Annotated in this window: 18 protein-coding genes; 13 read left to right on the top strand and 5 right to left on the bottom strand. The window is 68.6% G+C overall.

Features of this window, described 5'->3' with window-relative positions:
• Window positions 1–40: 40 nt before the first annotated feature.
• The gene (gene paaZ / locus ACG00X_RS05375; protein WP_394486975.1) at window positions 41–2,098 is read left to right on the top strand and encodes a phenylacetic acid degradation bifunctional protein PaaZ; all 2,058 of its coding nucleotides are present in this window, start codon (window positions 41–43) and stop codon (window positions 2,096–2,098) included.
• Window positions 2,099–2,124: 26 nt separating this feature from the next.
• On the opposite strand, the gene ACG00X_RS05370 is transcribed toward paaZ, so the two are convergent.
• The gene (locus tag ACG00X_RS05370; protein WP_394486974.1) at window positions 2,125–2,868 is read right to left on the bottom strand and encodes a C40 family peptidase; all 744 of its coding nucleotides are present in this window, start codon (window positions 2,866–2,868) and stop codon (window positions 2,125–2,127) included.
• 240 nt (window positions 2,869–3,108) lie between these two features.
• Here ACG00X_RS05370 and ACG00X_RS05365 point away from each other — a divergent pair, with 240 nt between their 5' ends.
• Window positions 3,109–5,016, top strand: a complete 1,908-nt coding sequence (locus ACG00X_RS05365) for a propionate--CoA ligase (protein ID WP_394486973.1) — start codon at window positions 3,109–3,111, stop codon at window positions 5,014–5,016.
• Between the two features lie 63 nt (window positions 5,017–5,079).
• On the top strand, window positions 5,080–7,050 hold the full coding sequence (locus ACG00X_RS05360; RefSeq protein WP_394486972.1) for a M3 family metallopeptidase: 1,971 nt from the start codon (window positions 5,080–5,082) through the stop codon (window positions 7,048–7,050).
• 81 nt (window positions 7,051–7,131) lie between these two features.
• On the opposite strand, the gene ACG00X_RS05355 is transcribed toward ACG00X_RS05360, so the two are convergent.
• Together ACG00X_RS05355 and argH are read right to left on the bottom strand one after the other, a co-directional pair.
• Window positions 7,132–7,611 carry a hemerythrin domain-containing protein gene (locus tag ACG00X_RS05355; protein ID WP_394486971.1) on the bottom strand — a complete coding sequence of 160 codons (480 nt, stop codon included), beginning with the start codon at window positions 7,609–7,611 and terminating at the stop codon, window positions 7,132–7,134.
• Window positions 7,612–7,656: 45 nt separating this feature from the next.
• Window positions 7,657–9,054 carry an argininosuccinate lyase gene (gene argH, locus ACG00X_RS05350; RefSeq protein WP_394486970.1) on the bottom strand — a complete coding sequence of 466 codons (1,398 nt, stop codon included), beginning with the start codon at window positions 9,052–9,054 and terminating at the stop codon, window positions 7,657–7,659.
• Between the two features lie 67 nt (window positions 9,055–9,121).
• Here argH and ACG00X_RS05345 point away from each other — a divergent pair, with 67 nt between their 5' ends.
• Together ACG00X_RS05345 and ACG00X_RS05340 are read left to right on the top strand one after the other, a co-directional pair.
• On the top strand, window positions 9,122–10,225 hold the full coding sequence (locus ACG00X_RS05345; protein ID WP_394486969.1) for a sensor histidine kinase: 1,104 nt from the start codon (window positions 9,122–9,124) through the stop codon (window positions 10,223–10,225).
• Window positions 10,222–11,043, top strand: coding sequence for a LytR/AlgR family response regulator transcription factor (locus ACG00X_RS05340; protein ID WP_394486968.1), 822 nt, complete (start codon window positions 10,222–10,224; stop codon window positions 11,041–11,043). The genes ACG00X_RS05345 and ACG00X_RS05340 overlap by 4 nt, the downstream gene beginning before the upstream one ends.
• Here the strand turns inward: ACG00X_RS05340 and ACG00X_RS05335 are convergent.
• Window positions 11,040–11,849 carry an alpha/beta fold hydrolase gene (locus ACG00X_RS05335; RefSeq protein WP_394486967.1) on the bottom strand — a complete coding sequence of 270 codons (810 nt, stop codon included), beginning with the start codon at window positions 11,847–11,849 and terminating at the stop codon, window positions 11,040–11,042. The two genes, ACG00X_RS05340 and ACG00X_RS05335, sit on opposite strands and share 4 nt — an antisense overlap.
• 146 nt (window positions 11,850–11,995) lie before the next feature.
• On the bottom strand, window positions 11,996–14,782 hold the full coding sequence (gene ppc / locus ACG00X_RS05330; protein WP_394486966.1) for a phosphoenolpyruvate carboxylase: 2,787 nt from the start codon (window positions 14,780–14,782) through the stop codon (window positions 11,996–11,998).
• A gap of 18 nt (window positions 14,783–14,800) precedes the next feature.
• On the opposite strand from ppc, the gene ACG00X_RS05325 reads away from it, so the two are divergent.
• The 8 genes from ACG00X_RS05325 to ACG00X_RS05290 all read left to right on the top strand — a co-directional run bounded on the left by ACG00X_RS05325 (window position 14,801) and on the right by ACG00X_RS05290 (window position 26,340).
• A complete protein-coding gene (locus ACG00X_RS05325; RefSeq protein WP_394486965.1) occupies window positions 14,801–15,241 on the top strand; it encodes a hypothetical protein in 441 nt (146 codons plus the stop codon).
• 507 nt (window positions 15,242–15,748) lie between these two features.
• Entirely contained in the window at window positions 15,749–18,844 is a 3,096-nt protein-coding gene (locus ACG00X_RS05320) for a TonB-dependent receptor (RefSeq protein WP_394486964.1), read from the top strand.
• Window positions 18,845–18,999: 155 nt separating this feature from the next.
• Window positions 19,000–20,562, top strand: coding sequence for a tryptophan halogenase family protein (locus ACG00X_RS05315; RefSeq protein ID WP_394486962.1), 1,563 nt, complete (start codon window positions 19,000–19,002; stop codon window positions 20,560–20,562).
• Window positions 20,563–20,570: 8 nt separating this feature from the next.
• Window positions 20,571–21,275 carry a SapC family protein gene (locus ACG00X_RS05310; RefSeq protein ID WP_394486961.1) on the top strand — a complete coding sequence of 235 codons (705 nt, stop codon included), beginning with the start codon at window positions 20,571–20,573 and terminating at the stop codon, window positions 21,273–21,275.
• 6 nt (window positions 21,276–21,281) lie between these two features.
• Window positions 21,282–22,274, top strand: a complete 993-nt coding sequence (locus ACG00X_RS05305; protein ID WP_394486960.1) for a cupin-like domain-containing protein — start codon at window positions 21,282–21,284, stop codon at window positions 22,272–22,274.
• Window positions 22,275–22,285: 11 nt separating this feature from the next.
• Window positions 22,286–24,523 carry a DUF6445 family protein gene (locus tag ACG00X_RS05300; protein WP_394486959.1) on the top strand — a complete coding sequence of 746 codons (2,238 nt, stop codon included), beginning with the start codon at window positions 22,286–22,288 and terminating at the stop codon, window positions 24,521–24,523.
• A 147-nt stretch (window positions 24,524–24,670) separates the two neighbouring features.
• The gene (gene hemC, locus ACG00X_RS05295; protein ID WP_394486958.1) at window positions 24,671–25,597 is read left to right on the top strand and encodes a hydroxymethylbilane synthase; all 927 of its coding nucleotides are present in this window, start codon (window positions 24,671–24,673) and stop codon (window positions 25,595–25,597) included.
• Window positions 25,594–26,340, top strand: a complete 747-nt coding sequence (locus ACG00X_RS05290) for a uroporphyrinogen-III synthase (protein ID WP_394486957.1) — start codon at window positions 25,594–25,596, stop codon at window positions 26,338–26,340. Before hemC ends, ACG00X_RS05290 begins: the two co-directional genes overlap by 4 nt.
• Window positions 26,341–26,378: the final 38 nt, after the last annotated feature.

Below are 26,378 nucleotides of genomic sequence, written 5' to 3'. Positions count from 1 at the left end.
GATGAACGGCCCGCGTGCAGCGCGGCTTTGAGGACATGACATGGCAGTCTCCACAATTCAGAGTTACATCGCGGGCCGCTGGATCGGCGCCACGGCCGCCAAGCCCCTGGCGAGCGCTATCAACGGCCGCGTCGTCGCACACACCCACGAGGAGGCGCTGGACTTCGCCGAGGCGATGAGCTTCGCGCGCAGCACGGCCTTGCCGGGCCTGTTGCGCACGCACTTCCAGGATCGCGCCCGGGTGCTGAAGGCGCTGGCGGCCTATCTGCTGGAGCGCAAGGAAGCGCTTTACGCCGTGAGCGCCCACACGGGTGCCACGCGGGCCGATTCGTGGATCGACATCGAAGGCGGCATCGGCACGTTGTTCGCGTATGCGTCCATCGGCGGCAAGGATCTGCCCAGCAGCAACGTGCTGCACGAGGGCCCGCCGATGCGCCTGGGCGCCGACAACCACTTCATCGGCAGCCACGTGCTGGTGCCCCGGCGCGGCGTGGCGCTGCACATCAACGCGTTCAATTTCCCCGTTTGGGGCATGCTGGAGAAGTTCGCGCCGAGCTTCCTGGCCGGCATGCCCTGTCTCGTGAAGCCGGCCACCGCGACGAGCTACGTCGCCGAGGCCTGCGTGCGGCTCATCGTCGAGTCCGGCCTGGTGCCGGCCGGTGCGCTGCAGCTCATCATCGGCGGCACGGGCGACCTGTTCGAGCGGCTGGACGAGGCCGATGTGGTGACGTTCACCGGCAGCGCCGACACCGCGTTGACGTTGAAGGCGCATCCGAACCTGCTTCAGCGCAGCATCCCGTTCAACGCCGAGGCGGACAGCCTGAACTGCGCCATCCTCGCGCCCGACGTGACGCCGGACGATCCGGAGTTCGAGCTCTTCATCAAGGAGGTGGCGCGCGAGATGACGGCCAAGGCCGGCCAGAAGTGCACGGCCATTCGCCGCACGCTGGTGCCGCGGCATCTGACGGATGCCGTCGCCACGGCGCTGAAGGCGCGGCTGTCCAGAACGGTTGTCGGTGACCCTGCGGTGGAGGGGGTGCGCATGGGCGCGCTGGCCAGCAAGGCGCAGCAGGCCGACGTGGCCGAGCGCGTGGCGCAGCTGTCCGCGCAGTGCGAGGTGCTGCTGTCGGCGAGCGATGGTTTCGCACCGAAGGGCGAGGGCGTGTCGGGCGGCGCCTTCTTCGCGCCGACGTTGCTGCTCGCGCGCAACTCGGCCACCAGCGACGCGCATCACCTGGAGGCTTTCGGCCCCGTCACGACGCTGCTGCCCTATGGCGACTTCGACGAGGCACTGCACCTGGCCACGCTGGGCCGAGGCAGCCTGGTCGGTACCGTCTGCACGAAGACGCCGGCCCTGGCCGCGCAGGCCGTGCCGACCTTTGCCGCCTGGCACGGCCGCATGCTGGTGCTGGACCGCGAGGCCGCACTGGAGAACACCGGCCATGGCTCGCCTCTGCCCAAGCTCAAGCACGGCGGCCCGGGCCGAGCCGGCGGCGGCGAGGAGCTGGGTGGTCTGCGTGCCGTGAAGCACTACCTGCAGCGCTGCGCGGTGCAGGGCTCGCCGACGATGATCTCGGCCGTCACGGGCGAATACCAGCGTGGTGGCGCCGTGACGGAGAGCGAGGTGCATCCGTTCCGCCGGCATTTCGAGGACGTCGAGGTCGGCATGAGTCTGCTGACGCATCGCCGCACCGTTGGCGAGGCCGACATCGTCGCGTTCGGGGGCCTGTCAGGCGACTACTTCTACATGCACTTCGACGAGGTCGCGGCCAAGGACTCGCCGTTCGGCCGGCGCATCGCGCATGGCTATTTCGTGCTGTCGGCCGCGGCGGGCTTGTTCGTGAGCCCCGCACCGGGGCCGGTGCTGGCGAACTACGGCCTGGAGAACCTCCGCTTCGTAACCCCGGTTGCAATTGGTGACACGATCCAGGCGCGGCTCACGGCCAAGCGCAAGATCGACCGCCTGCCGCGCGGTGACCGGCCCGAGGAAGTTCCCCAAGGCGTCATCGGCTGGGACGTGGCGGTGACCAACCAGCGTGGCGAGCTGTGTGCGAGTTATGAGATCCTGACGCTCGTGGCCAAGCGAACTGCCGGCTGATGTGTGGCCCCCATCGGGGCTGCGGGTCAGCGGGTGATGGTGGCGCTGCTTTCGGCGGCTGCCTTCAGGTCAGCCCGGCGCGCGCCGGTGAAGCGCTTGGCCCAGTAGGCTTCACGCATGTCTTCCACACGCACGGCACTGCCGGCGCGTGGGGCATGAATGAACTTGCCTTCGCCAACGTAGATGCCGACGTGGCTGAACGTGCGTCGCATCGTGTTGAAGAACACGAGGTCGCCGGGCTTGAGGTCGTCCCTGCCGATGGACAGCAGGCTGTTGGACTTGGCCTGCTCGTCGGCGCGGCGCGGCAGCACCAGGCCCACGCTCATCTCGAAGATGTGGCGCGTGAAGCCGCTGCAGTCGAAACCGTTCTCGACGGAATTACCGCCGCGCGTGTAGCGCACGCCGAGGAAATTCATCGCCGACAGCACCAGGTCGGATGCGGTGTCACGCACGCTGGCCAGCAAGCGAGATGACCCGCCAGCAGGTTCCGAATTGGTGGCCGTCAGGCCGCGCTCGGTCAGGAAGCGGTTGACCGCATCACCGGCGGTTGCCGTTTGCTGCGCCTTGGCGGGCGTGCCGGCAGCGGGGGCCGCCTTGTCGGCGATGGCGCGCTGCTGCTGCAGGCTCTGTCCGTAGGCACCGGTCATCGTGCCCGGGGGCGGCATCGTGGCCGCCTGGGCGACGCCCTGTGCGTGCGCCGCGCAACCGATGACCAGGAGGCCGGCGGCAGCGATGCGGTTCAGCAGGGGAAAGACGGAGACCAGGAGCATTCGAAACAGAAACCGGGAGGCGGGCCGCAGGGCGGTCGCGGTAGCGGAGGTGTTGGAGCGGGGCGAAGAGTAGGGGGGTGCCCCAGGGACCGTCAATCCGAGCGGACGTAAAGCTTGTAAGTTTCGGGGCAAACCCCGGTGCGCCGCGCGACGGGACTCGGGGAAACCCTGGATTCTGTCACGCCAAGACCTTGCGCGAGGTCAGATTGCCGTCAGTGCCTGCGGCTCAAACTGGTTCGCATGACGCTCACCACCTATGCCGACTTCCATGTTCGCTCGCTGGTCGAGCGCGATGCTTTCTGGGCCGAGCAGGCGCGGCGCATCGATTGGCACACGCCGCCGCAGCAGGTCTGCGACACGAGCCGCCCGCCGTTCGCGCGCTGGTTCGTCGGTGGCACCACCAATCTGTGTCACAACGCGGTGGACCGCCACGCGGCCACGCGGCCCCAGGCCCCCGCGTTGATCTGGGTGTCGACCGAGGTGGCGCAAGAGCGGGTCTACAGCTTCGCGCAGCTGCAGGTCGAGGTGGAGGCCTTTGCCGCCATGCTGGTCGCCCAGGGCGTGGGGCAGGGCGACCGGGTGTTGATCTACATGCCCATGATTCCCGAGGCGGCGTTCGCGATGCTCGCCTGTGCGCGCATCGGCGCCATCCACTCCGTGGTGTTCGGCGGCTTTGCGTCGGTGAGCCTGGCCAGCCGCATCGACGACGCAGCGCCCAAACTCATCGTCAGCGCCGATGCCGGCAGCCGTGCCGGCAAGCGCCTGGCCTACAAGCCGCTGCTGGACGAGGCCATCACGCTGGCCGCGCACAAGCCGCAAGCGGTGCTGATGGTGGACCGCGGCCTCGTGCCGTTCGAGCGCGTGGCGGGCCGCGACCTGGACTATGCCGCCCTGCGCCGCCAGCATGACGGCGCCCGCGTGCCCTGCACCTGGCTGGAGAGCAACACGCCCAGCTACACGCTCTACACCAGCGGCACGACGGGGCGGCCCAAGGGCGTGCAGCGCGACGTTGGCGGCTACGCCGTGGCGCTGGCCACGAGCATGGACTACATCTTCGGCGGCAAGCCCGGCGAGACCTATTTCTCCACCAGCGACATCGGCTGGGTGGTGGGTCACAGCTACATCGTCTACGGCCCGTTGATCGCCGGCATGGCCACGCTGATGTACGAGGGCACGCCCGTGAATCCTGACGCGGCCGTGCTGTGGCGCCTGGTGGAGAAATACCGCGTCACGGTGATGTTCAGCGCACCCACGGCGGTGCGGGTGCTGAAGAAGCACGACGAGGCGCTGCTCAAGCGGCATGACCTGTCGTCGCTGCGTGCGCTGTTCCTTGCGGGCGAGCCGCTGGACGAGCCGACGGCGCGCTGGATCGCGGCCGGCCTGGGCGTGCCCATCATCGACAACTACTGGCAGACCGAGACCGGCTGGCCGCTGCTGACCGTGGCCCACCACATCCCCGGCGTGGAGGCGGTGCCCACGCGCTTTGGTTCGCCCGGCGTGCCGATGTACGGCTACGACGTGCAACTGCTCGACGAGCAGACCGGCGAGGTGCTGACGGCGCCCCAGCAGAAGGGCGTGCTGGTCATCAAGCATCCCTTGCCGCCCGGTGCGCTGCAGACGGTCTGGGGCGACGACGCGCGCTTCGTCAACACCTACTGGAAGAGCGTGCCTGGCCGTGAAGGCGAGCACGAGGTCTATTCCACCTTCGACTGGGGCCTGCGCGACGCCGACGGCTACACCTTCATCCTCGGCCGCACCGACGACGTCATCAACGTGGCCGGCCACCGGCTGGGCACGCGCGAGATCGAGGAGTGCATCTCCGGCCATGCGGCGGTGGCCGAGGTGGCGGTGGTGGGTGTGGCCGATGCACTCAAGGGCCAGGTGGCGCTGGCGTTCGCCGTGCTGCGCGATCCGGCGCAGGCCGGCCCGGCGCTGGAGGCCGAGCTCATGAAGCATGTCGATGCGCAGTTGGGCGCCGTGGCCCGGCCGGCGCGCGTGCTGTTCCTGACGCTGCTGCCCAAGACGCGCTCGGGCAAGCTGCTGCGCCGCGCGCTGCAGGCCGTGGCCGAAGGCCGCGACCCGGGCGACCTGACGACGCTGGATGACCCGTCCGCGCTCGCCCAGGTGAAAACCCTGCTGCAGAAGTAGCGCGTGGCGGCGGGAGGCGGGCCGGCCACGCCCCAGAATCGCCGGCTTCCCGCAGGAGACCCGATGAAGACCGCCCCCATCACCCTGGCCGCATTGCTGCTGGCCGGCGCCGCGCAGGCCCAGCCCCGGCTGCCCGGCCCCAACTTCCCCGCTTACCGCAACGTGGCTGACGTGCAGACCCGCTGCGACACCGGCCTGCAGGGCGCGAAGCGCCGGGTGGCGGCGCTGGAGAAGCGCAAGGTCGACGCCGGCTGGCTGGCCGCGTTCGATGACCTGACGGTCTACTTCGAGGACCACCAGTACCCCAACGACTTCGTGCTGAACGTGCACCCGGACAAGGCCGTGCGCGACGCGGCGCAGGCCTGTTCGCTGCGTTGGGCCGATTTCGCCTCCCGCCTGGGCCAGAACGAGAAGCTGTTCCGCGCGCTGAAGAAGGCGCCGCAGAAGGACGGCATCGACGCCGAGTTCGTGCGCCTGTCGTCGGGCCAGTTCGAGGACTCCGGCGTGGCGCTGCCGCGCCCCAAGCGTGCGCGGGCCAAGCAGATCCTGGACAAGCTGACCGAGCTGGACCAGCAGTTCAACAAGAACGTGCGCGACGCCGGCACGCGCGTGGCCTTCACCGAGGCCGAACTGCAGGGCGTGCCGGCGAGCGTTTGGGAGAAGGCAGGCCGCGACGATCAGGGGCGCATCGTGCTGGGGGTGGACTACCCGAGCTATGTGCCGGTCATGCGCAGCGCCGAGAGCGAAGCCGCGCGCGAGCGCATGTGGCGCGCCAAAGTCAACGAGGGCGGGCAGGCCAACCTGGACCTGCTGGCGCAGATCGTCACGCTGCGCAGCGAGTACGCCAAGCTGTTCGGCTTCGACAACTACGTGGACTTCAACCTGCGCCGCCAGATGGCGAAGAACGGCGCCAACGCCACGCGCTTTCTCGACGCCGTGAGCGGTGCCGTCAATGCGCGCGAGAAGGACGAACTGCAGGAATTGCGCGCGGCCAAGGCCCAGCACCTGGGCACGCCGCTGGCGCAGACGACCGTGCAGCGTTGGGATGCCACCTTCTACAGCGAGCGCGTGAAGCGGCAGAAATTCAGCGTCGACCAGAACGCCTTCCGGGCCTACTTCCCGCCGCAGGCCAGCCTGGAGTTCGCGCTGCACATCATCGAAAAGGTGATGGGCGTGAAGTACCAGCGCATCGACAACAAGCTGTGGCATGACGAGGCGCAGACCTATGTCGTCAGCGACGCGGCGACCGGCCAGGCCATCGCGCAGCTGTATGTGGACCTGTACCCGCGCGAGGGCAAGTACAACCATGCCGCCGTCTGGCCGCTGCGCGGCAGTGCCACCCGCATCGGCCGCACGCCGGCGGCGGCGCTGGTGGTGAACTTCGACCGCCAGGGCCTCACGCTCGATGAAGTCGAGACGTTGCTGCACGAACTGGGCCACGCCGTGCATGTGGACCTGTCCCGCACCCGTTATGCGTCCACCTCGGGCACCTCGGTCATGCATGACTTCGTCGAGGCGCCGTCGCAGATGCTGGAGGACTGGGTCTACGACCAGCAGGTGCTGAAGCTGATGCAGGCCGTGTGCGCCGATTGCAAGCCGGTGCCGGACGCGCTGGTGGAGCAGGCCAAGGCCGCCAAGGAGTTCGGCAAGGGCGGCCAGTTCGGCCGCCAGCACCTGTACGCCAGCTACGACCTGTCGTTGCACCAGCGCCTCAAGCCTGAGCCGCTGCCGCTGTGGGCCACGATGGAGGGCGCCACGCCGTTGGGCCATGTGCCGGGCACGATGTTCCCCGCCGGCTTTGCCCACATCGCGGGCGGTTATGGCGCGGGCTACTACGGCTACTTGTGGAGTCTGGTCGTCGCGATGGACTTGCGCACGGCCTTCGCTGCCGACAAGCTCAGCCCGGAGGTCGGCAAGCGCTACCGCGAGCAGGTGCTGGGCCAGGGCGCGCAAAAGCCGGCGCCCGAGCTGGTGAAGGACTTCCTCGGCCGCGAGTCGCACTCGCAGGCGTTCTTCGAGTACCTGAAGAAGTGACCCTAGGGTGATGGTGACGCCGTCAACGTGACAAGGGCCGCAACAGCGGCCCTTGTTCCATGCGGTCGACGGGCGCCTGATTCAGTGCCCGCAACTGCCAGAACCGCAGCCCGCGCTTGCAGACTCGGCGACGGCCGCTTCCCGGCGCTCGCCGGTTGTCGGGTCGAAGCCCAGTTGCTCCATCGTGAACACCAGCGCCGCGTCCATCATCTCCGCGTGCTGCGGGAACCAGCCCGCCAGCTCGGTGCGCAGGATTTTGAGCGGCTCGCGGTCGTTCAGCTCGTTGGCATAGCGCAGCGCCTCGCGCATGACGTTCAGCACCATCGCGTGCTGGCTGGCGTGGCAGTTCTGCGGGTCGAAGCCGCAGCGCGCCATCCAGTCCTCCTCCATCGCGAAGTGGGCCTCGGTGTGCGTCAGCAGCGCGTGGTAGGCGGGCAGGGCGTCGTCACCGGCGTCCAGCGCGTCGCCGAAGGCATTCAGCAGCTCGACGAACTCCTGGTGGGTGGTGTCCAGCGTGGGCTGGTTCAGGACGAGGTTGTCGGTCCAGGCGAGGGTGGTCATGGGAGGGATGCTAGGCGGTGCGTGGCGGGAAGTTGTTGAGCCAGCTCAAGCCAGCCTGGCGCGGTGCCGCGCCACCTGCGCGCGCACCTGGGCCGGCGCCGTGCCGCCCAGCACGTTGCGGGCGTTCAGCGAGCCTTCCAGCGACAGCACGTCGAACACGTCGGCCTCGACGCGGGCGTCGAAGGCTTTCAGTTCGTCCAGCGACAGCGCGGCCAGGTCTACGCCCTTGGCCGTGGCCGTCTTCACCGCATGGGCGACGACTTCATGCGCGTCGCGGAAGGGCAGGCCTTTCTTGACGAGGTAGTCGGCCAGGTCGGTGGCGGTGGCGTGGCCGCGCAAGGCGGCGGCGCGCATGGCCTCGGGCTTGGCCGTCAGGCCGGCCAGCATGTCGGCAAAGATGCGTAGCGTGTCTTTCAAGGTGTCGACCGTGTCGAACAAGGGTTCCTTGTCTTCCTGGTTGTCCTTGTTGTAGGCCAGTGGCTGGCCCTTCATCAGCGTGACGAGGCCCATCAGGTGGCCCACCACGCGGCCCGTCTTGCCACGCGCCAGCTCGGGCACGTCGGGGTTCTTCTTCTGCGGCATGATGCTCGACCCCGTGCAGAAGGCATCGGGCAGCGCGATGAAGCCGAAGTTCTGGCTCATCCACAGGATCAACTCCTCGCTCAGCCGCGAGATGTGCAGCATCACGAGGGTTGCCGCCGACGTGAACTCGATGGCGAAGTCGCGGTCGCTGACGGCGTCCAGGCTGTTCTGACACACGCCCTCCATGCCCAGCGTGCGGGCCACGCGTTCGCGGTCCAGCGGGTAGCTGGTGCCGGCCAGCGCGGCGGCGCCCAGCGGCAAGCGGTTCACGCGGCGGCGCGCGTCCAGCATGCGTTCGGTGTCGCGCGCAAACATCTCCACATAGGCCAGCAGGTGGTGGCCGAAGCTGACCGGCTGGGCCACTTGCAGGTGGGTGAAGCCCGGCAGGATGGTGTCGGCGTACTGCTCGGCCTTGTCCACCATGACCCGTTGCAACGCGCCCAGCAGGCCGGCGATTTCGTCGATCTCGCCGCGCAGCCACAGCCGCACGTCGGTGGCGACCTGGTCGTTGCGGCTGCGGCCGGTGTGCAGGCGCTTGCCAGCGATGCCGACGCGCTCGGTCAGCCGTGCCTCGATGTTGAGGTGCACGTCCTCCAGGTCCAGCTTCCACTCGAACTGGCCGGCCTCGATCTCTGCGGCGATCTCGCCCAGGCCGCGCTGGATGGCGGCATGGTCCTCGGCGCTCAGGATGCCTTGCGCGGCCAGCATGTCTGCATGCGCCAGGCTGCCCTGGATGTCGGCGCGCCACAGCCGCTGGTCGAAGCCGACGCTGGCCGTGTAGCGCTTGACCAGGTCGCTCATGGGCTCGGAGAACAGGGCGGACCAGGCTTGGGACTTGTTGGCGAGTTGGTTGTCTGACATGGGCGGGCAGGGCAGCGGGTTTCGGCGCGCACAATCGCGCGCAGCCCGGGATTATCGAACGCCTGACATGCCCTCACCTGAGCGCCGCACCGCCGGCCCGCGCCGCCGCAAGTGGCACGACTCTCTGCACATCAGCCAGTGGCTGGGCTATGCGCCGAGCGACATGCCGCAGCTCAACGGTGCGCGACTGCTCGACCCGACCCGCGCGTTCGATGTCTGCCATGTGGGGCTGGTCATGCGCACGGTGCTGGGGGTGCAGCTGCTGCTGGCGCTGGGTGCCGCGCTGGCGGCGCGCGACGGTGCGCAATGGCTGACCCTGACGGCCAACGGCACCGTGGTGACGATGTTCGCGTCGCTGAGCTGGCTGCTGGCCGTCTGCGCCGCCAAGCGCCTGTGGCCACGTCTGCCGGAGCCCGTGCAGTGGGGCGTGTTGATGGCGCTGGGCGCTGTCACGGCGACCTTGGGTTTCGGCCTGCTCAGCTTCACGGCCGGCGAGCTGGTGCCGCTTTGGCGCTGGGGCAGCGTGGCCGCTACGGGGGCTGCGGGTGCGGCGCTGCTGCTGGGCTGGCTCAAGCAGCGTGAGCGCACACGGCGGCCGGCCGACGCGCTGGCGCAGCTCGTGGAGCTGCAATCCCGCATCCGGCCGCACTTTCTGTTCAACACGCTCAACAGTGCCATCACGCTGGTGCAGGTGGACCCCGCGCGTGCCGAGGGCATGCTGGAAGACCTGGCGGAGCTGTTCCGGGTGGCGCTTGCCGACTCCACGGCTTCCGTGACGCTCGCCGAGGAGGTGGACCTGGCGCGGCGCTACCTGGCCATCGAACAGATCCGCTTCGGCGACCGGTTGCGCGTCACCTGGCATCTGGACCCGACCACCGACGCCGCCCGCCTGCCCCCGCTGCTGCTGCAGCCGCTGGTCGAGAACGCCGTGCGGCACGGCGTGGAGCCCAACGACGCGGGCGGCACGGTGGAGGTGAGCACGCGCCGGCGCGGCCGGGATGTGGAGATCCGCATCGTCAACAGCGTCGGCGCGCCGGCCCGCACCAGCGGCCACGGGCTGGCGCTGCGCAATGTGCGGCAACGACTGAGCCTCATGCACGACGTCGCCGCGAGCTTCGAGATCCACGCCACCGCCAAGCGGTTCGCGTTGCGTATCCTGGTGCCCCTATGACGACCTTACGCATCCTCATCGTCGACGACGAGCCCCTGGCCCGGCTGCGCCTGCGCAGCCTCGTGGACGCCGTGACCGACCCGCCTTGCGAGGTGGTGGCCGAAGCCGCCACGGGCTCGCAGGCGGCGGCCTGGCTGCGGGATCACGGCTGCGACCTCGTGCTGCTGGACGTGCAGATGCCCGGCATGGACGGGCTGCAGCTCGCCGACAGCCTGGCGCAACGCGCGGCGGCGGGCCATGCGGTGCCGATGATCGTTTTCGTCACCGCCTATGCCATGCATGCGCTGCGAGCCTTCGAGCTGGATGCGATCGACTACCTCACCAAGCCGGTGCGGCGCGAACGGCTGCAAGCCGCCTTGGCACGGGCCAGCCAACGCCAGGCCGAACGCGCGGCCGTGCTGAAGCAGCCGCCGGTGGACGCAGCGGATACGGCCGATGCCGACTTCATCACCATCACCGACCGTGGCCGCCTGCGGCGCGTGCCGCTGCGGGACGTGCTGTATTTCAAGGCCGAGCTGAAATACGTGACGCTGCGAACGGCCAGCGACAGCCATGTGCTGGACGGCGCGCTGTCCGATCTGGAGCAACGCCACGGCGATCGATTCCTGCGCATCCACCGCAATGCGCTGGTGGCGCGTTGGGCGGTGCGCGAGCTGGAGCGCCATGCGCCCAAGAACGTCGGCGAACCTGAGCGCGATGAGCCTGCCGACACGGCCGACAGCTGGGCCGTGCGCATCGTGCATGTCGACGAATGGCTGGCGGTGTCTCGCCGGCAGGTGGCGGCGGTGCGGGAGGCGCTGGCCGGCAACCGCGGTTAGCCTGGATATCTCGCGGGCTGGCCGAGCATGCCCGCGAGGTGCGCCAGGATCAGCGGATTGACGCGAGCGGCGTCCGCGATCGGTGCCAGGTGACCCGCACCGTCGAGCTCGACGGTCTGCACCTGCGGCAGTTGCGTAGCCAATGTCAACGCCACGCGGCGCGCGCTGGCCCGTGTGGCGCTGCCGAAGATCAGTCGCACGGGCATGCGCAGCGCGGCCAGTTGGGTCGGCTGCCAGCGTGCGGCGAACAGGGCGTCGAAATGGTGTCGGATCGTCGGCATGGGTTCAGCCAGCCGCGCGCGCTGCGCGGCATCCAGCTCGGGCCACACATCCCGGCCCTGCCAGTAGCCGACGAAGCCGCGTGCTGCCGCGTCGGTGTCGCCGCGAGCCAGCGCGGCGGTGACGGCGGCGGCCACGTCGCGCGCCTCGCACCACTCGGGCTGCTCTTCTCCCAGGGCGGGCAGCACGCCGAAGGCCACGGGCTCGTAGAGCGTGAGCGACCGCACCCGCTCGGGGTGCATCAGCGCGATCTGCAGCGCCGTGGCGCCGCCGTAGCTGTGGCCGACCAGGTGCAGCGGCTGCCCGGCGGGCAATTGGAGGTGGTTCAGCAGCTCGCGGGCCTCATGCGCGAGATCGCCCACGGCGTCGGCCGGCCAGCCGGGCCGGCTGCCGTGGCCCAGCAAGTCGGGGGCATGCCAGGTCCAGTCGTGGCCCGCAGCGGCAGCGTCCGCCAGCAGCCGGCGCCATTGCCGGCCACCGGCTCCGCTGGAATGCAGGCAGACGATGGGCGCGGCGGCTGGGGTCATGACGTTCCTGGGAATGGAGGCCCGCATGCTAGTCCAGCGAAGCAGTGAAATCGGTGGTGCGCAGGGGGCCGGCCGGGCTGGCGGCTAGGCGCAGCGCTTGCCAATGCTGGCCGCCTCGGCAAGCGCTGCAACGACGCGGCCGGCCCTCAGCCCGTGTTGCGCAGGCCGGCGGCGATGCCGTTGATGGACAGGTGGATGCCGCGCTGCACGCGCTCCATGGCCGGGTCGTCCGCCGCGATGTGGCGGTAGCGACGCATCAGCTCGACCTGCAGGTGGTTGAGCGGGTCGATGTAGGGGAAGCGGTGCTCGATGGAGCGGGCCAGCGACGGGTTGGCCGCCAGGCGCTTGTCGTCGCCCGTGATGAGGCCCAGCGCCGCCTGCGTGCGCTCGAACTCCTCGCGGATGGCGGCGAAGATGCGCTTGCCGAGCTTCTTGTCCTCCACCAGCTCGACATAGCGTTCGGCCAGCGCCAGGTCGGCCTTGGCCAGCACCATGTCGAGGTTGGACAGCACGGCGCGGAAGAAGGGCCAGCCCTTGAGCATGCGCTTGAGCAGGGCCAGGTTCTTGGCGCGCTGCCCGGGCTCGTCGCCCAGGAAAGCCTCCACGCCCGAGCCGAAGCCGCACCAGCCCGGCAGCGCCACGCGGGCCTGGCCCCACGAGAAGCCCCAGGGGATGGCGCGCAGGTCCTCGATGGCGCGCGTGGCCTTGCGGGACGCCGGGCGCGAGCCGATGTTGAGCTCGGCGATCTCTCGGATGGGCGTGCTGGCGAAGAAGTAGTCGGCAAAGCCCGGTGTGCCGTAGACCAGCTTGCGGTAGGCGCTGAAGCTCGCGTCCGACAGCGCTTGTGCGGCCTGCAGATAGCCCTTGGGCGCGTTCTGCGTGGGGTGCAGCAGCGTGGCCTCCAGCGTGGCGGCCACCAGTGTTTCCAGGTTGCGCCGGCCGATCTCGGGGTGGGCGTACTTGGAGGCGATGACTTCGCCTTGTTCGGTCAGGCGGATCTGGCCGTTCACGGTGCCCGGCGGCTGCGCCAGGATGGCCTGGTAGCTCGGGCCGCCGCCGCGGCCCACGGTACCGCCGCGGCCATGGAAGAGGCGCAGCGTGATGGGGCCGACGCGCTTGAGCTCGTCGAACAGCTCCACGAGGGCGATCTCGGCGCGGTACAGCTCCCAGGACGACGTGAACATGCCGCCGTCCTTGTTGCTGTCCGAGTAGCCCAGCATGATGTCCTGCTCGCCGCCGCTGCGGTCCACCATGCCGCGGATGCCGGGCAGCGCGTAGAACTCGCGCATGATGTCCGGCGCGATACGCAGGTCTCCGATGGTCTCGAACAGCGGCACGATGATGAGGTCGCTGCTCGCGTAGCCGTCCAGCGTGCCGCGCAGCAGGCCGGTTTCCTTCAGCAGCAGCGCCACTTCCAGCAGGTCGCTGACCGACTCGGTGTGGCTGATGATGTAGTGCCGCAGCGCCTCGCGGCCGAAGCGGGCCAGGGCCTCGCGCGCGGCTTCGAAGGTGGCGAGTTCGAACAGCGTCTTCTCGGTGTAGTTCGCGCCGATGACGCGCAGCGGCCGGGCGTCGCTGAGCAGCTTCAGCAGCAGGGCGCGTTTGGGCCCTTCTTCCAGCGCCGAATAGTCACTCTCGATGCGGGCCGTGGTCAGCAGTTCGGCGATGACGAGTTCGTGCTGGTCGCTGCTCTGGCGCAGGTCCAGCGTCGCGAGGTGGAAGCCGAACACCTGCACCGCACGCATCAGCGGCGCCAGGCGCGGGGCGATCAGTGCCTCGGCGTGGTGGCTCTTCAGCGAGGCTTCGATGATGCGAAGGTCGGCCAGCAACTCGTCGGGCGAGCGATAGGGGTCTTGCGGGGCGACGGCGTGGCGCAGCGCCTCGGTGCCGGTCAGTGCGTGCAGTGTGGCGGCCAGGCGGGCATACATGCCCGTCAGCGCTCGGCGGTAGGGCTCGTCCAGGCGATGGGCGTTTTGGTCGGGGCTGCGTTCGGCCAGCGCCTGCATCTCGGCTGACACGCCGGTCAGGCGCAGCGAGATGGACAGCTCGGCGCCGAGCTCGTGCAGCTCCGTCAGGTAGTGGCGCAATGCCACCTCGCTCTGGCGCTGCATGGCGCGCTTGAGCGTGGCGGCACCGACGTTGGGGTTGCCATCACGGTCACCACCGATCCAATGGCCCATGCGCAGGAAGCTGGGCAGCTTGGCGCCGGGCAGGTGTTCTTCCAGCTCGGCATAGAGCTTGGGGATTTGGCGCAGGAAGGTGGTGGGATAGTAGGAGAGCGCGTTCTCGATCTCGTCGGCCACCGTCAACTTGGAGTAGCGCAGCATGCGCGTCTGCCACAGCTGCGTGATGCGGGCGCGCAGCAGGTCATCGGCTTCGCGCAGTTCGCGTTCGGTGCCGGCGCGGTCGCGCGCTTCGAGCAGGCCGGCCACGGCGCGCTCGGCGTCCAGGATGCTCTTGCGCTGCACTTCGGTAGGGTGGGCCGTCAGCACGGGTGAGATGAATCCGCGGTGCAGCACCTCCGCGATCTCGGTCGGGCGGATGCCATTTTCGTGCAGATGCTCCAGGCAGTAGGCCAGCGAGCCGGGCTGCAGGCTTCCCGCGCGTTCGTGCACGTCGCGGCGGCGGATGTGGTGGCGATCCTCGGCGATGTTGGCCAGGTGCGAGAAGTAGCTGAAGGCGCGGATGACGCTGACCGCCTGCTCGCCGGACAGGCTCTTGAGCAGCTTGTCGAAGCGCTTGCCGGCCTCCTTGTCGTGCTTGTGCCGGTACGCCACGGACAGCTGCCGGATGCGCTCGACCAGCTCGTAAGCCTCACGGCCCTCCTGCTCTCGGATGACGTCGCCAAGGATGCGGCCGAGCAGCCGGATGTCGGCGACGAGCGGTTCGTTCTTTTCGGCGTCTTGGCGGGCGGGAGCGGCACGAGGGGGCATGGCGGGTCGTCCGGAAAAATGAAGGAATTCAAAAAAGTAACGAAATTACTTGAATATCACTCTAGCAGTTTCTTCTGGAAAACGTGCCTGCAATCGTCGAGTTGTTGCTTGATTCGCGGTGGGCGTGGCGCCGGTGCCAACGAGCGCTTCTTGGTTGTCTCGGCTGGCTTCGGGTGCCGCGAAGTGGGGGGGGCGGCGGCGTCGGGCGGGGGCGTTGGCGCGGCGGTGTTCATCGCGGCCTGGAGAAGCGCGGGCACGCGCCTGTGCGCTTCAGCCAGCGGCGGCGCTTGTGCCGCCGTGCCGGAGGCGTGCGCCTGGGGGGGCTTTGTCGTCTCGAACCTTCCGGCGGGTTTGATGGTGCTGGCGGGCGCCAGCCAGCTCGGCCTTCGTCCCGTCGGCAGGCGCGGTCGGCGGCCAACGGAGAGAGGTGGCCGCCAGCGCAGCATGCTGATGGGTTGATGCCGCCAAGAGCTTGTACTGCATGGCCTGGCGGACGGGCCCACGGCCAAGCGGGCGGCGCTCGCTACATCAATGCAGCGGATGTTCCACCACCTTGAATTTGGGGGAGGTGGTTCCAGACCGGATTGCCAGGCCCGTTCCAATCGACTAGCTTGGACAACGTTGTCAGCGCGCCGGCGATCACAAGGTGTTGCCGCGCTCGAGCGGTAATGATAGCGTTATCAATTCGTGAAATGAAACGAGTGGCTGAGTTGCAGCACAACGCGGCGACTGACGCCTGGATGACGGTTGATGTGCGGTGTTGTGAATTGACCTAAGAGGCTGATGCGACTCGTACAAACCCCAGCAGAACGCCGTCGGTGCAAAAAATACAGTACGTTAGGTACATGGCTTGAATGTGCTGGCCGTAGCTGGATTGGTAACGTTATCTGGCATCCCAATGGAAAGTCATCGCAAGTCCACGTCGATCGGCTCAGCCTAGGGCCTAGAAAGCAAGCAAGGAGACAAATGAAACACCCCCACAGTTCCCAGGTGCGGCGTCAGGCTGCGACCCCGCGTGTCCGCCCCGTTGCGTTGGCTTCGGCGCTGGCATTGCTGTCCGGCGCGGCGGCCCATGCCCAGCAGGCAAGCGCACCGGCCGAAGAGAAACAGAAGCTCGAATCGGTCGTCATCACCGGCATTCGTCAGTCGCTAGACAGCGCTGTCAACATCAAGCGTGAATCGCGTGGCCTGGTCGATGGCATCGTGGCCGAAGACATTGGCAAGTTCCCCGACTCCAACCTGGCCGAGTCAATGCAGCGCATTGCCGGGGTGTCCATCGACCGTTCGGCCAGCGGCGAGGGCTCGCGCGTCACCGTGCGGGGTGTCGGCCCTGACTTCAACATGGTGTTGCTCAACGGTCGCCAGATGCCCACGGCCATGATTGGCTGGGAAGGTGCCGGCGCCAACGGTTCGCGCGCCTTCGACTTCGCCAACCTGTCCTCCGACTCGATCTCGGCGCTGGAGGTTTACAAGACGGCGCGGGCCGAGTCGCCCACCGGCGGCATCGGCGCGACGATCAATGTGAAGACCGCCCGTCCGCTGGACGTGCGCGAGCGCATTGCCGCCATCGGCGTGAAGGCCAACTACGACGCGTCCGTCGGCCGGCTGCCGGGCCCGTTGCAGGGTGACAAGACGACGCCGGAAATCTCCGGCATTTACTCCGACACCTTCGGCAACCGCACGCTGGGCATTGCGATCAGCGGCAGCTATTCCAAGCGTGACTCCGGCTCCAACAAGGCCTACACGCAAAACGGCTGGGGCACGAACGACGCCGGCGTCAAAAATGCCAGCCCCAGCAGCAACATCATCAACATGCCCACCGGGCTGTATGCGACGTCGCGCGATCTGCGCTACTCGCTGACGGGCATGGAGCGCGAGCGGATCAACGGCCAGGCGACGCTGCAGTTCGCGCCGACCAAGGACCTGAAGTTCACCGTCGACTACACGATGGCGACGAACACGCTCCACTCGAAGAACGCGGAGATGTCGAGTTGGTTCAACAACTCCTTCTCCGACATCTACGACACGAGCACGCCGCCCAAGCTGATCGGCAGCCTCAAGGGCACGCCGACGGCGACCTACAACAGCCCGGCGACGACGTTCACGAAGGGCGGCGTTGCCGCGCCCATCGTCCAGACCGCGATCTGGGACGGCTCGCACGACCTCGCCATCAACACCGGCCAGTACGCGCAGAAGTCCAAGCTCAACTCCGTCGGTTTCAACTCCGACTGGAAGGTCAGCGACGCACTGCGCATCGAGCTGGATGCTCACCATTCCACCGCCAAGACGTCGCCGGACAGCCCGTTCGGCACCTACAACGCGATGGACCTGGCGATGTTCAACCAGGGCAACGCCACCGTCTACTACGACAAGAAGTTCCCGATCCTGAGCTTGCCGGGCCAGGTGTTCGACGACACGAAGATGAACGTGACGGGCACCCAGTTCCGCAACAACCTGAGCGACCAGACGATCGACCAGGGGCAGGCGCGTGGCACCTACCGGTTTGATGCGGACAACAAGCTGCTCGCGGGCCTGGGCTTCACGAAGACCAAGAACCGCTCTGCCAGCTACAACAACCAGAACAACGACTGGGGTGGTGTGGCCCCCACGCTGGGCCAGTTCGCCGGCATCAACACGGGCACCTACAGCCTGGGCGGCTTCTTCAACCGCATCCCCGGTCATGACGACCCGCGCCTGTTCCAGTCCTTCTACATGGCGGACTTCAACAGCCTGCGTGACCGCGCCATCAAGGTCAAGATGGCCAACACGCCGGGCATGACGCAGGCTCAGGCCGAGGCCTACTTTGCGGCGGCGTCGGACTACACCAAGGGTGACGACTGGCGCGCGACGGAGAAGTCCACGTCGCTCTATGGCCAGTGGGATCACGCGTTCGACACCGCGATGCCGATGAACATCTCGGTCGGCCTGCGCTACGAGAGCACCAAGGTGGAGGCGTCGTCCCAGGTGGTCGACCGCACCGGCACGACGAGCTGGAAGTCGCAAAACGAAATCGACCTGACGTCGGGCAGCACCACATTCGGCACCAAGAGCGGCAAGTACTCGTACTGGCTGCCCAGCATCGACTGGGATGCCGACCTGGCACCGAACATCAAGGTGCGCGCCAGCTACGGTGAGAACATCGGCCGTCCTGGCTGGAACCAGATGCAGGGTGGCCTGAGCCTGAACAGCCCCGCCAACCCGAGCAGCGGTGGCACCGGCTCGACGGGCGATCCGGCGCTCAAGCCGTTGAAGTCCAAGAACTTCGACCTCTCGGCCGAGTATTACTACGCCAAGTCCAGCTACGCGGCCATCGGCGCGTTCTACAAGAAGGTCAACAACTTCGTCACCACGTCGACCTTCGACACCACGCTGCCCGGCATCCTGAATCCGGCCAGCGGCACGTACTACAACGCGGCGCTGGCGGCTTGCGGCGGCAATACCCAGCCGCTGTGCATCCGCAACTACATCTTCAAGACCTACGGCGGCCAGCCTGGTGTGACGGTGTCCGGCCCGCTGACCGACGCGGAGATCAAGGGCGTCATCACCGGTGCCGTGCCCGGTGCCACGGCCGTTCCCTTCAAGGTCACGACCTTCACGAATGGGCCTGGCGACACGATCAAGGGCCTGGAGTTGAACTTCCAGCACATGTTCGGCAGCAGCGGCTTCGGTATGTCGGGCAACTTCACGAAGGTGAAGACCGGCCTGAAGTTCGACAACCAGCGCACGGACCAGCAAGCTGCGCTGCTGGGTGTCAGCGACTCGGCCAATCTGGTGGGCTTCTTCGAGAACGACGTCTGGTCGGTGCGCGCCGCGTACAACTGGCGTGGCGAGTTCCTGGCGGCCATTGGCGACGGCAACGGCAACAACCCCGTCTACACCGAACCCTATGGTCAGGTGGACGCGTCAATCGGCTACAAGCTCGGCAAGAACCTGACCTTCCAGCTCGATCTGCTGAACCTGAACGACGGCTACATCCGTCAGCATGGCCGGACCGACGAGATGCTGGTGTCGGCCATCCAGACGGGTCGTCGCTACCTGATCGGTGCTCGCTATCGCTTCTGAGTGACGAGCACGCGTGCGGTGACGGCCCGTGCGGGCTGGCGCCGTGCGCCTTTCTGAGGGCCGGTGCGGGCGTTCAGCCTGCACCGGCCAGATTCGTTTGCCGAATTTCTTCGTCGCGCGGCGCCACACGGGCCGCGCGGCCATACTTCCCCTGGATGAACTCCGAGTTGACGACAGCCGTTCGACGGATCGTGGTGCTGGGTGGCGGCTCAGCCGGTTGGCTGACCGCCGCGACGCTGGCTGCCGAGCTGGGTGGCGACGGCCCCGACGCGTTGCAGATCACCCTCATCGAATCGCCCGACGTGCCGGCCATCGGCGTGGGCGAGGGCACCTGGCCCACGATGCGCGCGACGCTGCAGCGCATCGGCCTGACGGAGGCCGAACTGATCCGTGCCTGTGACGCGGCCTTCAAGCAGGGCTCGTGCTTCGTGGGCTGGCAGCAGGGCGGCGCTGGCGACCGTTACTACCACCCGTTCACGCTGCCGCATGGCTGGGGCGACGCGGATCTGGCGGGCGCCTGGCTGCAAGAAGCATCCAGCGTGGCGTTCGCCGACAGCGTGACGCCGCAGTCGCATCTGTGCGACGCTGCGCTGGCGCCCAAGCAGACGACGACGCCGGACTTTGCTGGCGTTGTGAACTACGGCTACCACTTCGACGCCGTCAAGCTGGGCCAGCTGCTGCAGCGGCATGCGACGAGCGTGCTGGGCGTGCACCATGTCGTCGACCATTTCACCGAAGTGCGCTCCCACCAAAACGGCGACATCGCCGCGCTGGCCACGCGCGCCCACGGCGACATCGCGGGCGACCTGTTCATCGATTGCTCGGGCCTGGCCTCGCTGCTGCTCGGGCAGCATTACGGCGTGGGCTTGCGGTCCGAGCAGGCGGTGCTCTTCAACGACAGCGCACTGGCCGTGCAGGTGCCGCACGTCGAACCGCTGGCGCCGCTGGCCTCGGCCACCGTGTCGACCGCGCATGCCGAAGGCTGGACCTGGGACATCGCGCTGCCAACGCGGCGCGGCGTCGGGCTGGTCTATTCGGCCGGTCACACGAGCGACGCGCAGGCCGAGCGCGCGCTGCTGGGTTACATCGAGAGCCAGGGCCTGTCGCTGGGCGACGCCGCGCCTCGCCGGCTGCGCTTCCAGCCGGGCTACCGCGAGCGCTTCTGGCATCGCAACTGTGTCGCGGTGGGGCTGGCGGCTGGCTTCATCGAACCGCTGGAGGCCTCGGCCCTCGCGTTGGTGGAGCTGTCGGCCGCTTTCATCCGCGACGAGATGCCGGCCGGGCGCGCCGACATGGACCTGGTGGCGCGCCGCTTCAACGAGGCTTTCGGCTACCGCTGGTCGCGCATCATCGATTTCCTGAAGCTGCATTACGTGCTGAGCCGGCGGGACGATGCCGACTACTGGCGCGACCATCGAGCGGCGGCGAGCCAGCCCGAGTCGCTGCGCGAGCTGCTGCAGCTGTGGGCGCATCGCGCGCCATCGCGCAACGATTTCTACCGCGCCGAGGAGGTGTTCCCGGCGGCCAGCTACCAGTACGTGCTGTACGGCATGGGCTTTCGGCCCGTCGGCCGGCCGCTGCGGGCTGACCGGCTCGCCAAGGCGCAGTCCTGCCTGCGGGACGTGACGACAATAACCCGCCGCCTGCTCGGGGGCTTGCCCCGGCATCGCGACCTCATCCAACACATTCGCGCGCACGGCATGCCGCCGGCCGCCTGACCTGACCCATGCTGCAACTGCTCAACAACATCCAGCACAAAGATCTGCGCATCGTCACCGAGCGCGGCGCGGCCTGGGGCGACGATTTCATGTCTGCCCCGGCCACGCCCGATGAGTTCCGCAAGCTGCAGGCCCATTACCCCATCGTCTTCCAGCCCGATGGCCGTGGTGGCTTCGTGCCCGTGGTGCTGTTCGGGCTGCGCGAGGGCCAGAACCTGTTCCTGCGCGAGGACGGCGGCAGCGGCTGGGACGCCGACTACCTGCCGCTGTCCGTGCAACGGCTGCCGTTCTCCATCGGCGTTGCCGACGGCGAACTGCGCATGATGGTCGACATGGCCAGCCGGCGCATCAGCCGCGGCGCCGAAGGTGAGGCCGTCTTCCTGCCGCATGGCGGCACGTCGGACTTCATCGAGAACGCCAACGCCGTGCTGAAAGCCTTGCACGAAGGCCTGGAGGCCACGACCGAGTTCGTGCTGACGCTGGTGGCGCACGAGCTGCTGGAGCCGTTCACGCTCGACGTGGAGCGGCCGGACGGCACGCACGGCCAGCTGCTGGGCTACCACATCATCGACGAGGAGCGCCTGGCCGCGCTGGACGCGGCCACCGTGGGGCTGCTGCACCAGGCGGACTATCTGCAGCCCATCTACATGGCGCTGGCGTCGCTGTCCAATTTCGTGCCGCTGATCCGGCGCCACCTGGCCCGCGAGGCCTGACGCGAGATGTCGGCGCTCGCCGTTTCCAGCCCGCCGGCCGCTGCCGAGCTGCCGGCCGGTGTGCTGCAGTCGACCGAGCCCGTGCTGCTGCGCGGCCTGGCGGCGCACTGGCCGCTCGTGCAGGCGGCCCGCCGCTCGGACGCGGCGTTCTGCGATTACCTGCGCCGGTTCGGCGCGCAGACCCGGCTGGGCCTGTGGCGAGGCGGCCCGGCCATCGACGGCCGCTTCTTCTACAACGACGACTTCAGCGGCTTCAACTACCGCCACGAGGTGCAGACCTTCGGCGCGCTGCTGGACGAATTGCTGGCCGGCACGGCCGACGCGGTCTATCTCGGCTCCACCGAGGTCGACGCTTCTTTCCCCGGGCTGCGCCAGCACAACGACCTGCCCGCGCTGGCGGCGTGCCAGCCGCATGTGAGCCTGTGGCTGGGCAACCGCATGCGCGTGGCGCCGCACTTCGACCTGCCCGACAACATCGCCTGCGTCGTGGCGGGGCGGCGACGCTTCACGCTGTTCCCGCCTGACGAGGTGGCCAACCTCTACATCGGCCCGCTGGACCTGACGCCCGCCGGCCAGCCGGTCAGCCTGGTCGACCACGCCCACCCCGATCTCACCCGCTTCCCGCGCTATGCGCAGGCGCTGGCCCGGGCGCAGGTCTTCGAGCTGCTGCCGGGCGATGCGCTCTTCATTCCCAGCCAGTGGTGGCACGGGGTGGAAGCGCTGGAGCCGGTCAACGCGCTGGTCAACTTCTGGTGGCGTCAGTCGCCCGCCTTCATGGACACGCCGCTGAACACGTTGATGATGGCGCTGCTGTCGTTGCGTGACCTGCCGCCCGCACAGCGGGACGCCTGGCGAGCGCTGTTCGACCACTACGTGTTTGACGCCGACGAGCAGACGGCGGCCCACATCCCGCCCGCGGCGCGCGGCATCCTCGCGCCGATGAACGACCACCGCGCCCGCCAGTTGCGCGCGCTGCTGTTGAACCGGCTCAACCGATAGATCGACGCTTCATGACCACTTCGCCTGCACCCCAGCCCATTCGTCGCGTCGTCATCGCCGGGGGGGGCACGGCCGGCTGGATGGTGGCGGCCGGGCTTGCCAAATGCCTGGGCCGGCAGCTGGAGATCCGGCTGGTGGAGTCGGAGGAGATCGGCACCGTCGGCGTTGGCGAGGCGACGATCCCGACGTTGCACTTCATGCACGAGATCCTGGACCTGGAGGAGAAGGAGTTCATCCAGGCCACGCAGGCTACCTTCAAGTTGGGCATCAGCTTCGAGAACTGGCGCAACGTCGGCGAGCACTACTTCCACTCATTCGGCAAGACCGGCCAGGGCCACTGGACGGCGGGCTTTCACCATTTCTGGCTGGACGCGCGCCGGCGCGGGCTGGCTGGCGGCTATGGCGAGTACTGCCTGGAGCTGCAAGCGGCAATGGCCAACCGCTTCGCGCTGCTGCCCGACAACGGCATCAACTACGCCTACCACTTCGACGCGACGCTGTACGGCCAGTACCTGCGCCGGTTCTCAGAGCCACTGGGCGTGCAGCGCATCGAGGGCAAGATCGCGCAGGTCCACACCGATGCGGCCAGCGGCAACATCACCGGCCTGCAGCTCGCCGATGGCACACGGGTCGATGGTGACTTCTTCATCGACTGCACCGGCATGCGCTCGCTGCTGCTGGGCGAGACGCTGGGTGTGCCCTACGAGAGCTGGTCGCACTGGCTGCCTTGCGACAGCGCACTGGCCGTGCAAACGACGCGCGTCGGCGAGCCCGTGCCCTACACCCGCTCCATCGCGCACCCCTGGGGTTGGCAATGGCGCATCCCGCTGCAGCACCGGGTCGGCAACGGCGTCGTGTTCAGCAGCCGGCACATCAGCGACGACGAAGCCAAGGCCGCGCTGCTCGCCAACGTGGAGGGCGAGGTGCTGCGCGAGCCGCGCGTCATCCGCTTCACGCCGGGCCAGCGCGAGCAGGTCTGGAAGAAGAACTGCGTGGCCATCGGGCTGTCCAGCGGCTTCCTGGAGCCGCTGGAGTCCACCAGCATCCACCTGATCCAGAAGGGCATGACGCGGCTCGTGGAGCTGTTCCCGTCGGACGGCATCCGCCAGAGTGATGTCGACGAGTACAACCAGCAGGCCCGCGAGGCCATCGAGGTCATCCGTGACTTCATCATCCTGCACTACCACGTCACCAACCGCGACGACTCCGCCTTCTGGCGCGGCTGCCGCGACATGGAGGTACCCGCGCTGCTGAAGCACCGGCTGCAGCACTTCCGCGACACGGCCCGCATCGCGCTGCGGCCGGGTGAGCTGTTCGCCGAGAACTCCTGGGTGCAGGTCATGATGGGGCAGGGCATCCAGCCCGCCAGCCACCATCCCATCACGCGCAACATGGACGACCGCACGCTGGCCGACTTTCTCGGCGGCGTTCGCAAGGAGGTGGCGCGCACGCTGATGAAGCTGCCCAGCCACCAGCAGTTCATCGACCAGTTCTGCCCGGCGCCGGCCATCGACCCTGCCGTGCGGGCGCGGCCGCTGCTGCGCGTCAACCCCGACGCCCGCATCGAGACCGTGCGCCTGGACGATGGCTCCACGGTTCACGTCGTCGACGATTTCGTGCTGGACCCGCAGGCGCTCGTGGCCTTCGCCGAGGCGCAGGCGGCCCGGTTCGTGTCGTCCGCCGGCCACCCTTACCCGGGGCCGCAGCTGGCGCTGTCCGACGACCTCTGCCGGCCGCTCGGGGAGTACTTCGAGCAGCAGCTGCGCAGCCGGCTCGGCGCTGGGCCCGGGCTGGGCCTGTTCGGGCGCTTCTCGCGCGTCACGCAGGAGGCCGCCTCGCTGGACCCGCGCCAGCGCATCTGCCACCGCGACGATTCGGGCGTCGCGCCGGGCGAGATGATCGCTGCCAGCGTGCACTACCTGTTCGAGGATGAACAGCTGGGCGGCACGGTGTTCTTCCGGTCCTTGATGTCCGCTGCCGACACGCGCCAGTTCATGCAAGACGCCAACGCGCTGGAGCCCAGCGCCTTCTCCGACAAATACGGCATCGCGCCGGGCTACATGACCGACAGCAACCGCTACTTCGAAGTCATCGGCCGGTTGCCGGCGCGCTGGAACCGGGCCGTGTTCTACGACGGCGGCATCCTGCATTCCGCCGACATCCGCTGGGCGGCGCACAAGGCCGGCTATCAGGCCGGGCTCGGGCGGCTCACCATCAACGCCTTCTTCAAGCGGTTGCGGGCGGCATAGGGACAGCGCCCGCTGCTGGCCGGGGGCGCGACGACGCCACGCTGACCGCCCCGGGTTGACGAACGGGTCCCGCTGACGCGCGACGCCAGCCCTCTTGTCCGGGAGCCTTCTCTGGCCGGCCGCAGCGCGCCTCGATAATGCCCCGCCATGACCACCCCCATCACCATCGCCACGCGGGAGAGCCGCCTGGCGTTGTGGCAGGCCGAGCATGTGCAGGCCCGCCTCGCCAACGAACTGGGCCTGACGGCCACGCTGCTGGGCATGACGACCCGCGGCGACCAGATCCTCGACCGCACGCTGTCCAAGGTCGGCGGCAAGGGCTTGTTCGTCAAGGAGCTGGAAACGGCGCTCGCCGAAGGCCGTGCCCGGCTTGCCGTGCATTCGCTCAAGGACGTGCCGATGGAGCTGCCCGAGGGCTTCACGCTGGCCGCCGTGCTGGAGCGCGAGGACCCGCGTGACGCCTTCGTGGCCAATGACTATGCGTCGCTGGCCGAGCTGCCCGAAGGCGCCGTCGTCGGCAGCTCCAGCCTGCGCCGCGTGACGCAGTTGCTCAGCATCCGGCCGGACCTGCGCGTGGAGCCACTGCGCGGCAATCTCGACACGCGGCTGCGCAAGCTCGACGAAGGCGGCTACCACGCCATCGTGCTGGCCGCCGCCGGCCTCAAGCGGCTGGGCCTGGCGCACCGGGTGCGCGCGCTGTTCGAGATCGATCAGATGCTGCCTTGCGCGGGGCAGGGCGCGTTGGGGCTGGAGATCCGTGCCGATGACGGCGAGCTGGCCGACGCGCTCGCCCAACTCGTCCACGGGCCGACGCAACTGGCCTGCGAGGCCGAGCGCGCCGTGTCGCGCGCGCTCGGCGGCAGTTGCAGCCTGCCGCTGGCCGCCCATGCGCGCTGGCAGGGGGCCACGTTGTGCCTGGACGCGGCGCTGGGCCACGCGGAGCAGCACCGGTCGCCGCTGCTGCGGGTGCGCGCCACTGCCGAGGTGGTGGATGCCGCCGCTGCCCGGGCGCTGGGCCAGCAGGCTGCGGCGCAGTTGCGCGACCTGGGTGCGGGCTCCTACCTGCCCGGATGACGGCCACCCTCATCGTCACCCGCCCGCGCGCGCAGTGCGGCGACTGGCTCGCGCGGCTGGCCGCGCTGGGCGTCGATGCCGTGGCGCTGCCGCTCATCGAAATCCTGCCGGCGCGTGATGCGGCGCCGGTGCAGGCTGCGTGGGCGGCCCTGCCGGCGGTGGACCTGGCCGTCTTCGTCAGCCCCAATGCCGTCGCGCAGTTCTTCGCCGCGTCTGCGGGGGCCGCCTGGCCGGCGCAAGCGCTGGCGGCCTGCGTGGGCCCGGGCAGTGCGCAGGCGCTGGCGGCGCAAGGCGTGCCGGTCGAGAACATCGTTCAGCCGGCCGCTGACGCCGAGAGCCTCGACTCCGAGCACCTCTGGGAGCAATTGGCTCCCCGGCGAGATTGGGGCGGGGCGCGCGTGCTGATGCTGCGCGGTGATGGCGGGCGCGAATGGCTGGCCGACCGGCTCAGCGAGGCAGGCGCTCGGGTCGAGGCGGTGACCGTCTATCACCGCAGCGGCCCGTCTTTTTCCGCCGCCGAGCTGGCCTTGCTCGACGATGTGCGGTCCCGCCCGCAAGCCCATGTCTGGCTGTTCAGCAGCGCTGAGGCCATCGGGCATCTGCAGGGCAGGGCGCTGGCCGGGCAGCCGGCCATTGCCACCCACCCGCGCATTGCCGAGGCGGCCCGCGCCGCGGGCTTCGCGCCTGTGGTTTTGACGCGACCGGCCCCCGAAGCGGTCATCCGGGCCCTGAAAGCCCTCTGACAGAATCTGTTGCACTGTGAACGAGCCGATTTCTGCTG

It is taken from the genome of Pelomonas nitida, assembly GCF_043555975.1.
GTDB classification, from domain to species: domain Bacteria; phylum Pseudomonadota; class Gammaproteobacteria; order Burkholderiales; family Burkholderiaceae_C; genus Pelomonas; species Pelomonas nitida.
Note: the sequence above shows the minus strand (reverse complement) of the source record. Positions and strands in the feature narration are given on the sequence as shown.